At 68.3% G+C, this 3,467-nt stretch carries 5 protein-coding genes; 2 read left to right on the forward strand and 3 right to left on the reverse strand.

The annotated features are described in order from the left end of the window. On the forward strand, positions 1 to 814 hold an 814-nt coding region (locus tag ACHFFZ_RS03935; RefSeq protein ID WP_394275361.1), incomplete at its 5' end, for a coproporphyrinogen-III oxidase family protein. A 147-nt stretch (positions 815 to 961) separates the two neighbouring features. Here the strand turns inward: ACHFFZ_RS03935 and ACHFFZ_RS03940 are convergent. The 3 genes from ACHFFZ_RS03940 to ACHFFZ_RS03950 all read right to left on the reverse strand — a co-directional run bounded on the left by ACHFFZ_RS03940 (position 962) and on the right by ACHFFZ_RS03950 (position 2,700). Beyond that, positions 962 to 1,279, reverse strand: coding sequence for a type II toxin-antitoxin system PemK/MazF family toxin (locus tag ACHFFZ_RS03940; RefSeq protein WP_394275362.1), 318 nt, complete (start codon positions 1,277 to 1,279; stop codon positions 962 to 964). 1 nt (position 1,280) lies between these two features. Further along, a complete protein-coding gene (locus ACHFFZ_RS03945; protein ID WP_394275363.1) occupies positions 1,281 to 1,514 on the reverse strand; it encodes a YlcI/YnfO family protein in 234 nt (77 codons plus the stop codon). Positions 1,515 to 1,587: 73 nt separating this feature from the next. Next, a complete protein-coding gene (locus tag ACHFFZ_RS03950; protein WP_394275364.1) occupies positions 1,588 to 2,700 on the reverse strand; it encodes an alkene reductase in 1,113 nt (370 codons plus the stop codon). A gap of 387 nt (positions 2,701 to 3,087) precedes the next feature. Between ACHFFZ_RS03950 and ACHFFZ_RS03955 the strand changes: the two genes are divergently transcribed. Then, positions 3,088 to 3,291, forward strand: coding sequence for an antitoxin MazE-like protein (locus ACHFFZ_RS03955; RefSeq protein WP_394275365.1), 204 nt, complete (start codon positions 3,088 to 3,090; stop codon positions 3,289 to 3,291). Positions 3,292 to 3,467: the final 176 nt, after the last annotated feature.

Raw genomic sequence — 3,467 nt, forward strand, 5'->3', positions numbered from 1 at the left:
GACCCCCGAGCTGCTCGACCAGTTGTTGGAGGCCGGCTTCACCCGCATCAGCTTGGGCATGCAGTCCTCGACGCCGTCGGTGCTGCAGGTGCTGGAGCGCCGGCACACCCCCGGCCGGGCGCTGGAGGCGGCGCGGATGGCCCACGCCGCCGGCTTCGGCGACGTCAGCCTCGACCTGATCTACGGCACTCCCGGTGAGAGCTTGGACGACTGGCGCCGCAGTCTGGACGATGCGCTGTCGGCCGAGCCCGAGCACATCAGCGCCTATGCCCTGATCGTCGAGGACGGCACCCGCCTGGCCAACCAGATCCGCCGCGGCCAGGTGCCGATGACCGATGACGACGACCTGGCCGACAAGTACCTTGCCACCGAGGAGCTGCTGGCGGCCGCGGGCCTGCAGAACTACGAGGTGAGCAACTGGTCACGAGGCCCCGAGCACCGGGCACGGCACAACATGGCCTACTGGCTCGGCCATACCTGGTGGGGCATCGGGCCGGGCGCGCACAGCCATGCCGGGGGAGTGCGCTGGTGGAACGCGAAGCATCCGCGCAGCTATGCCGCAGCCCTGGCCGAGGGCCGCACACCGGGCGCCGGGCGCGAGCTGGTGGCCGCCGACGACCGTCGCATCGAGCGGGTGCTGCTGGAGCTCCGCCTGGCCGACGGCCTGCCGCTCGAGGTGCTCACCGACTCCGAGCGCGCCCGTGTCGACGGGGTGCTGGCGCGCGGACTGGGGGAGGTGCGCGACGGCCGCCTGGTGCTGACTCTGCAGGGCCGCCTGCTGGCCGACGCGGTGGTGCGCGACCTGCTGGACTGAGCGTCCGGCAGCGCTGGCTGTGCTGCGGGGCCAGGCTCGGCCGTCGGCGGTACCGGGGCCCCACTGGGCACGTGCTGCAGCACGTGCCCAGTCAGCCTTGGACGTGCCCAGTCGGCGGGATCTGGGAAACCATGCTCCCCGTGCGTGTCAGTCCTCGAGGACGGAGAGCTCCAGGTCATAGGCGAGGACCATGGCTACCGCCAGCGCGCGCTCCTGATCCGGGCGAAGGCAGCCTACGGGGCGGCCCAGCGCAGATGTCGGGATCGTCATGACGTTGTCGAGGGAGACTGCGCAGGCATGGTCGACCCCATTACTGGCATCAAGTGGCACTTCGCTGGACAGGCCCTTGATCGTGGAGGTGATGGGTGCGACTGTCACCTTGGTCATTGCTGCCCGTGCTGCTTCTCGGGTCAGGACGAGCACAGGTCGGGTCTTGTCCAGCCTGGCCAGGCAGATCTCTCGCACGTCAGTCCTCGAAGGACGTGTTGGCGGCGGCCCAGACGACCAGTTCGTCAAGGTCGTCCTCGGCTCCCTGAGTGGCCAGGATCGCGGCATCAGCGATGGCGCTCTGGCGCCGCATCTCGCGCTCGACTGCCCGACTCACCAGGGCCGCCCTGCTGGCGACGAGGCCCTCGGCCACGCTCTGGTCCAAGAAGGCGACGAGTTCATCGGGGAGCCGGACCGCAATCTGTGTTGTCATGGCCCCATCATACCGAAGTGAATCCCAATCTGGGATGGATTCACCTGTTCCTGTCCTGACCGTGGTTGGGTGACTACGCCTCCTGGCCCGCGAACGGGTAGTCGGTGTAACCCTTCGCACCGGGGGTGTAGAAGGTCGCGAAGTCCGGCGTGTTGAGCTCCAGCCCTTCCTGCCAGCGGCGCACCAGGTCGGGGTTGGCGATCAGCAGGCGCCCGACCACGGCGGCGTCCGCCAGGTTGTCCTCGACGATGTGCGTGGCCTCCTCCTGATCGGTGACCGAGCCGAATCCGCTGTTCAGCAGGGTGAACCCGCCGAAGCGGGAGCGCAGGGCGGGCGGCAGGTCACCGTTGATGTCGGCGTGCAGGATCGACAGGTAGGCGATGTCCAGGTCGGCGATGCCGTCCAGCAGGGCCCCGTAGGTGGCCAGGACGTCGGCGCGGTCGTCCTCCACCACGCCCTGGATGTTGTGTTCGGGCGAGATGCGCAGGCCGACCCGGTCGGCCCCGATCTCGGCGGCGACGGCACGGACCACCTCGATGGACAGCCGGGCGCGGTTCTCGGGCGAACCGCTGTACTGGTCGGTGCGCTGGTTGCTCGCGGACGAGAGGAATTCGTGCAGCAGGTAGCCGTTGGCGTTGTGGATCTCGACGCCGTCCAGGCCGGCCGCGATGGCATTGCGGGCGGCGGTGACGAACTCGTCGACGATGCGGGGCAGTTCGCTGGTCTCCAGTGCGCGGGGCGTGGGGACGTCCTGCCTGCCGTCGGGTCCGTGCAAGGTGATGGGCAGCTCAACGCCTTGGGAGTCGCGCATGACCGGGGCGATGGCGCTGGGTGCCTCGGCCGGTTCGCCGTTGTTGATGCTGGGAAGGGTGAGGCGGCCGCCGTGCATGATCTGCATGACGATGGTGCCGCCGGCGGCGTGGACGGCGTCGGCGACCCGTCGCCAGCCGGCGACCTGATCGTCGGTGTGGATGCCCGCCTGTCCGATGAAGGCCTGCCCGACGGCACTGGTGCGGGTGCCCTCGGTCACCACCAGGCCAGCCGTGGCGCGCTGCGCGTAGTACTCGACGTGCAGGTCGGTGGGAACGCCGTCGACACCGGCGCGCGATCGGGTCAGCGCCGCCATCGTCACGCGGTTCTTCAACTGCAGGGCGCCTGCGGTCGCGGGGGCAAAGAGGTCAGTCACGGTTTCGTCTTTCCATCGGTGATGTCGTCCGGGAGCACAACAGCCGAGGTGGTCCGGCCATTCCCGCCCCAACGAAATCCGACCGGTTTCCGCGCCTGCTCGACGCCTGGATACCCCGGCCGTCGGCTGGTGGGCCCTCGCTCTGGGCGAGCGACGGTTCGGCGACCACTGGGCACGTCAAAAGACGACTGGGCACGTGGTGCGGCGCATGCCCAGTGAGCCTTGGACGTGCGGAGTTGGCTTCGAAACGGTGAGCCCAGCACCGATCGCAGGCTGGTTGCAACCGGGCAAGCCGGCGACGCGCACGGGGCATGCCGTGGAGTCCACGATGGGGCCCGGGATGCCAAGACCTTCCCAACTTTCTTTTTGCACATAACACTGGTGGGCATGTCAGTTCAGAAGCAGGGAAGTGAGCATCGCCGAATCCGGGAGCGGGGCCGGCGTCTGGTCCAGATCCGGCTCACTGATCCTCGGAGCCGAGCCTTCGGGAAGGAGTCACGCCGGCAAGCGTTGCTGGTGGCCATCCAGGACCGGGAGTTCGACGACCAGGACTTCGTGGAAGCCGTGAGCGTGGAGTGGGGTGACGAGTGAGAGACGGCCCATGACATGCACCGCCTTGGACGGTGCGCAAGCGGAAAAGTCGCACGTGCCGAGGATGGGTATTTCGCGCAACCACCTCCTGACCTCGAATCCCCTAGCCTCGATCTTTCATGAGGGCTGGTTGGTCGATGGTCCAGCGTTGTTGCCGGTCTCGTGGTCGTGATTTT

The sequence above is a fragment of the Luteococcus sp. genome (assembly GCF_043424415.1).
Lineage (GTDB): Bacteria > Actinomycetota > Actinomycetes > Propionibacteriales > Propionibacteriaceae > Luteococcus.